This window comes from Kitasatospora sp. NPDC057198 (assembly GCF_042670125.1).
GTDB lineage: Bacteria > Actinomycetota > Actinomycetes > Streptomycetales > Streptomycetaceae > Kitasatospora.
Genome location: NZ_JBHUWH010000460.1, coordinates 1 through 6,093 on the forward strand (window position 1 = coordinate 1; position 6,093 = coordinate 6,093).

Annotated in this window: 4 protein-coding genes; all 4 read right to left on the reverse strand. The window is 74.8% G+C overall.

The features are described from left to right. Positions 1-7: 7 nt before the first annotated feature. Positions 8-2,758 (reverse strand): alkaline phosphatase family protein, encoded by a 2,751-nt coding sequence (locus tag ACFUEL_RS33040; protein ID WP_380240814.1) that lies wholly within the window; start codon positions 2,756-2,758, stop codon positions 8-10. 6 nt (positions 2,759-2,764) lie between these two features. After that, positions 2,765-4,180 (reverse strand): ABC transporter permease, encoded by a 1,416-nt coding sequence (locus tag ACFUEL_RS33045; RefSeq protein ID WP_380240816.1) that lies wholly within the window; start codon positions 4,178-4,180, stop codon positions 2,765-2,767. Beyond that, the gene (locus ACFUEL_RS33050) at positions 4,177-5,148 is read right to left on the reverse strand and encodes an ABC transporter ATP-binding protein (protein ID WP_380240818.1); all 972 of its coding nucleotides are present in this window, start codon (positions 5,146-5,148) and stop codon (positions 4,177-4,179) included. The genes ACFUEL_RS33045 and ACFUEL_RS33050 overlap by 4 nt, the downstream gene beginning before the upstream one ends. A 128-nt stretch (positions 5,149-5,276) precedes the next feature. Next, a partial coding sequence (locus tag ACFUEL_RS33055; RefSeq protein WP_380240820.1) for a hypothetical protein occupies positions 5,277-6,093 on the reverse strand: 817 nt, incomplete at its 5' end.

Sequence of the window (6,093 nt, forward strand, 5' to 3'; positions counted from 1 at the left end):
GCCCGGATCAGCCGTCGCTCTCCGCGGCCGGGATGAACGCGCCGGGAACCTCGGCCGGGGCGAGGACGGCCTGTTCGCCCGGGTAGGGGGTCGCCCAGTCGTGGGCCTCGTACCAGGTCAGGTGGTTCATCTGGGCCGGGTTGGCCCGGTCGGCGGCCGCGTCGGGGCCGGACAGCCGCTGCTGCTGCTTCCAGTCCGACCACTTCCGCGCGGTCGCGGCCGCGGCGGCCGGGACGGTCCCGGTCGGCGGGGCGGCGGCCGCCGGGTTCTGCGGGGCCGGGACGTCCGGGCCGCAGGAGGGCGCGGTGGCCAGGCCGTCGGTCAGCGGGGTGCGGTTGGGCAGGGCGGTGAACGGGGTGTAGTCGGGCGTGGCGGTGAAGGCCCCGGTCATCGGGGTGGCCGCGGTGTCCTTCTGGTTCATCGGCCTGATCCCGAGGATCTGCTCGATGGTGCGGACCACGTTGATCTGCGAGTAGTAGCGGCTGTCCACCACCCCGTGCCGGGCGTACGGGCTGATCACCTGGATCGGAGCCCGGTGGCCGTCGACGTGGTCCAGGCCCGCCTGCGAGTCGTCCTCGACGACGAAGACCACCGAGTCCTTCCAGTACGGGCTGTGGGTGATCTCGTCGACGATCTGTCCGACCGCGAGGTCGTTGTCGGCGACCTGGGCGGCCGCGTTGGCCGGGCCGCCGGTGTGGTCGCTGGAGAGCCAGAGCATGTTCAGGTTCGCCGGGCCGTTCTTCTCGAAGTCCTGCTTCCAGATCTGGGCCCGGTAGACGTCCGGGACGCTGGTGTCGAACTTCGGGAAGGCCGGCACCGACACCTCGTTCAGCGAGGGGATCGGCGAGGAGGAGACCAGCCGGTAGGCCGAGCCGGCGCCGGTGGCCGCCATGTTCCTGGTGTCGCAGTACAGGTTCTGCCAGGTCGCGTCGGACGGCTTGGTGAGGAACTGGTGGAACTCGCCGAAGTCCCGCACCGACTTCCCCGCCGCCCGGGCGCCGCTCCACAGCGTGCCGCTGGACTGGTGCCCCAGCGCGTCGTCCTCGGTGTCGTAGCTGCGCAGGTACTCGCCGGCCGAGGACTCGGTGTACTCCGGGTTGTCGGCCTGCATCAGCCAGTTGTGGCCCTCTGCGGAGTTGGTGCCGATGTCGTACGTGTTGTCGTACAGCCCGAACCGGGCGGCCAGCGCGTGCTGGTTGGGCGTCACGTTCTCGCCGAACTGGGCCAGCGCCGGGTCGCCGTTGCCCTGCGGCATGTCGCCGTAGACCTGGTCGTACGTCCGGTTCTCCTTGACCAGCAGGAAGACGTGCTTGATCGTCGACGGGTCGCCGATCTTGTCCGGGACGGGCACCGCCTTGGCCTTGCCACCGGTGGCGAGCTTGGCCGCGTTGTTGGTCCAGTCGTTCTGCGCGAAGACCTTCGCGGTCTGCTTGCGGATCTCCTTGTCGCTCGGCAGCGTGAAGCGCACCAGGCTGGAGGTGGTGTCGTGGGTGGCGTGCCCGGCCGCGGTGGTGGGGCGCAGCGCGTCGATGCCGCGGGTGTTGGCGACCAGCACCTCGTTGCCCGAGGAGGTGATCTGGGACGGGAAGTAGTCGGTCGGCAGCAGGCCCAGGTAGCCCGCCGGCTCCTGCGGGCCCGCGTACCGGTAGACCGCGACCGCGTTGGCCCGGCCCAGGGTGACCAGCAGGTGGCCGTCGTCGGTGAGGGTCACCGCGTTGGGCTCGTAGCCGATCGACGCCTGCGACCACGGCCGGGTGGCGATGGTCTGGACGACCTCGTCCTTGCGGGCGTCGATCACCGAGACGCTGTCGGTGGCGGTGTTGGTGACGAACACCGCGCCGTCCTTGGCGTACACGGCGGTCGGGTGCAGGCCCACGTCGATGCTGCGCGGCGCGGCGGACGGGTCGGCCGGGTCGATCACGCTGACCGTGCCGGTGGTGACGGCGCCGGTCTCCGGGTCGGCCGGGACCTGGGTGCCGTACGAGTTGATGGTGCTCTCGCCGGGCCGGGCCGGACGGCCGCCCTCGTTGCTGACGTACAGCTTGCCGCCCGCCAGGGCGATCCCGCGCGGCGCGTTGCCCACCGCCCAGCTCCGGGTGACGGTGCCCGTCGCGGTGTCGATCGCCACCACCCGGTTCTGGCCGTTGACCGCCGCGTACGCGGTCGAGCCGTCCGCGGAGAAGACCAGCCCGGCCACCAGGGCCTGCCGCGAACCGCTCTTGGTGATCTTCACGGCCACCGGGGCGGTGACGCCGCCGTCCGGGGCGACGTCGAACCGGGTGTAGCCGTCCGGCTGCCCCAGCCACAGCTGCTTCCCGTCGGGCGAGTACGTCGGGCCCTCCTGGCCCACGCTGTTGCTGCCGATCCGCGGCACCGAGCCCGCCGCGCTGCCGACCAGCTGCTGCACCTTCCAGTTCCGCACGTCCACGATCGCCAGCGCCGCGCCGCCGTCGGCGACCGCCGCCGCCAGGTGGGTGCCGTCCGGGCTCACCGTCGAGGACATGATCTTGCCGTTGGGGATGACCAGCCGCTCGCCGTACGGGTCGACGTACTGGTTGTCGGAGACCAGTCGGCCCCGCTCGTAGACCTGGCCGACCCGGTTCTCGCCGAAGGCGTCGCCGTGCGCGAAGCCCACGCCCGCGCTCGCCGCCAGCACCACCGCGGTCGCGGCGGCCGTGAACAGCGTCCGGCGGCCGCGGGAGCGGGGCCTGCCGCTTCCGGGAGTGTCGTCACCGAGGCGTCGCCGTGTGACCTGCATGCTGCGTCATCCCTTCGAAGGAGCGGGGAGCAGCTCGACGTTCCCGTCGAACTGCCAGAGCGGGTTCGGCGCGTCGCCGGTGGGGGTGCGCACCAGGAAGTAGCCGTTCACTTCCTTCGGCCCGTCGCCGTCCGCGACGAACCGCCCGTCGGGGGCGACGTCCAGCTGGTAGACCGCGGTGCCGGTGGCCTCGGTGCCGGGCAGGTGCCAGGTCACGGTGCAGCGCCAGTCGTTGCCCGGCCCCACCGGCTCGACCAGGGTGCTGCCCTTGTCGCAGGACGCGCCGACCCGCAGCTGCTCCTCCGTCACCTCCGGACGGTTCAGCTCGGCGGCCTGCAGGCGGTACAGGTGGGCGAAGGCCACGGCCAGCGAGCGCTGCACCTTGTCCCGGCCGATCCCCGACCCGGACCCGGCCAGCGGGGTCAGCACCCCGGCCGACACCAGCAGCAGCCCGGCCAGCGGCAGCGCCCCCAGCAGGACCGCCCGCCTCCCCGGGCCGTCCTGCGCCGGGGAGGTGAAGTCCCGCCGCAGGAACAGCACCCGGGCCAGCAGCGTCGCCGCCACCGCCCACAGCAGGCTCACCGCGACGCCGACCAGCAGCGGACCGACCTGCGCCGGGCCGGTGAACAGGCCGTTCCAGGAGACGAACGCGTAGCCCGGCAGCGCCAGGCGCACCCCCACCGGCAGCGGCATCAGCTGCGCCGACTGCACCGCCAGCGCCACCAGCGCGGGCAGCAGCAGCCCCATCGGGGAACGCCCCAGGGCGACCGAACCGAGCAGGCCGATCCCGGCCAGCGCCAGCGTCGGCGCCAGCGCGCACAGCCAGGCCAGCAGCACCCGCAGCGCGGCGTCCCCCGGCGACAGCAGGTGCCCGTCCAGGCCCACCAGCGGGTGGTCGCCCACCGCCAGCACGCCGCCCACCGCACCCGACACCGCCAGCCCCGCCACCAGCAGCACCAGCACGCTCAGCGCGGCCAGCGCCTTCGCGGCGAAGATCCGGCGCGGCGAGCGCACCGCCACCAGCAGGTGCCGCCAGGTGCCGAGCCGGTCCTCGGCGGCGAACACGTCACCCGCCACCACCGAGGTCAGCAGCGGCAGCGCCCAGCTCCCCGCGAACCCCAGCACCACCAGCGGCCCGGCCCAGCCGGTGGCGTGCATCCAGCGGCCGAACAGGGTGTCGGTGGGCAGCGTGCCCTGCTGGGCCACGGCGGCCACGAACAGCCCCGGGGCGAGCCAGCAGAGCAGCACCAGCAGGCGGATCCGCCACTGCGAGACCAGCTTCACCAGCTCGAAGCGGTAGACCCGGGCCACCGGCACCCGGCCGGGGGCGGGGGCGGGGGCGGGAACGTCGGGCGCGGCTCCGGGTTCGGGTCCGGCTTCGGGCGAGGTCTTGAGCGCGGCCCCGGTGCGGGCGGTGGTCATCGGCGGGCCCCTTCCGGCTGCCGCTGCTGTTCGGTGAGGGCGAGGAAGGCGGCCTCCAACGGCGAGACCACGGGCGCCAGTTCGCGCACCGCGACGCCGTCCCCGACCAGCCGGGCCACCAGGGCGTCCAGGGCGGGCACCCGGGCGCGCAGCACCAGGTGCGCGGAGCCCTCGGTCCCCGGGGCGGGGCCGTGGCCGGGCCCGGGGTCGGGCAGGCGGACGCCGGGGGTGGCGGCGGCGGTCCGGCGGGCCGCGGCCGGGTCGGAGGTGAGCAGCCGGTAGTCCAGTTCGCGGTCCCCGGCGGCGAGTTCGCGCAGCGGGCCGGAGAAGACCACCCGTCCGGTGGCCAGGACGGTGACCTCGGAGCAGAGCGCCTCCAGGTCGTCCATCCGGTGGCTGGAGAGCACCACGGCGGTGCCCTGTGCCGCGAGCCGGTGCAGGACGCCGTGCACGTGCCGCTTCCCGGCCGGGTCGAGCCCGTTGGCGGGTTCGTCCAGCACCAGCAGCCGGGGCCGGGCGAGCAGCGCGGCGGCCAGGCCGAGGCGCTGGCGCATGCCCAGCGAGAAGCCGCCGGCCCGGTCGTCGGCGACGTCGCTCAGCCCGACCCGGTCGAGCGCGTCCGCTACGGCCTTGCCGTTCCGGCCCCCGCCGCGCAGGGCGGCGAGGGCGGCGAGGTTCTGCCGGGCGGTCAGCGACGGGTACAGGCCGGGGCCGTCGACGAACCCGGCGACGCCGTCGGGGGCGGCGGGCGCCCGGCCCACCGGGGTGCGCAGGATCTCCAGGCTGCCCCGGTCGGCGGCGGCCAGGCCCAGCAGCAGGCCGAGCAGGGTGGTCTTGCCGGCGCCGTTCGGGCCCACCAGGCCGTGGATCCGGCCCCGGGTCACCTCCAGGTCGACGCCGTCGAGCGCGACGACGTCCCCGAAGCACTTGGTGATGCCGCGGGCCCGGACCGCGAGGGGTGCGTCCATGAAGTCCCTTCCTCCGTAGCCGAAGGAGACCCTAGGGACTTGACCCCGTCCGGTCAGGAGCCGGTTCCTGAACGCTCGTGGAACGAAATGCGAGGATCAGCCGCACAACTGACGCCCCCTCGGGCCCTTCAGTGCGCCGGTTCCAGCGCGGCGGCGCAGACCGGACGGGTGCGGGCGCCGTAGGAGCGGGCGGCCAGGACCAGCGCGGTGCCGAGGCCGGCGAAGGCCAGGCCGCCGAACTCGACCATCCACACCACCTGCCAGGCGGCCGTGAACGGCGGCCCCGGCTCCGGCGGGGCCAGCACGCCGGTGGCGAGGAGCAGGGCGAGCACGTTCAGGACGGCCCCGTAGACGGCCAGCGGGACGCCGGTCAGCCAGGCCGGGAGCAGCGGCAGCAGGCGCGGGACGCGCCGGCCGGCCAGCGGGAGCGTCCAGCGCGGGAAGACCTGCCCCCACGGGTGCAGCAGTCCCAGCAGCAGGAACAGCGCGACCGCGGCGGCCAGCACGGTGACGTCGATCCCGGCCGCCGCGGTCGCCGCCGCCGCGCCGGACTCGCCCGGGGTGACGGCCCGGTCCCACTCCGCGGCGGTGACGCCGAGCGCGCTGCCGCCCAGCGTCCAGAGGGTCTTCGCCCCGGCCCAGGGCAGCAGCCCGCAGGCCGGCAGGTACACCGCGAGCCGGGTGCGCCGGGCGGCGGTGGAGGCGGCGGGGTGGACGAGCGGGCCGTCGGAGGTGCCGGGGTGCTCCTGCCCGCAGCGCGGGCAGCGGCCGCGCAGCCGGCGCCGCGAGGAGAGCAGGACGAGCAGCAGCAGGGCCGCGCCGACGGCGTTCAGCAGCACCTGGACCAGGCCGGTGGCGCTCTCGGAGCCGGTCAGCGCGACCAGGGCGACGAAGTGGATCGGCAGGCCGGTGGCGCCCACCGCGAACACCGGCAGCGCCACCGCC

Excerpts from the sequence above, each read along its gene's own strand:
- ACFUEL_RS33040 (WP_380240814.1), bottom strand. The coding sequence starts at position 2,758 with ATGCAGGTCACACGGCGACGCCTCGGTGACGACACTCCCGGAAGCGGC.
- ACFUEL_RS33045 (WP_380240816.1), bottom strand. The coding sequence starts at position 4,180 with ATGACCACCGCCCGCACCGGGGCCGCGCTCAAGACCTCGCCCGAAGCC.
- ACFUEL_RS33050 (WP_380240818.1), bottom strand. The coding sequence starts at position 5,148 with ATGGACGCACCCCTCGCGGTCCGGGCCCGCGGCATCACCAAGTGCTTC.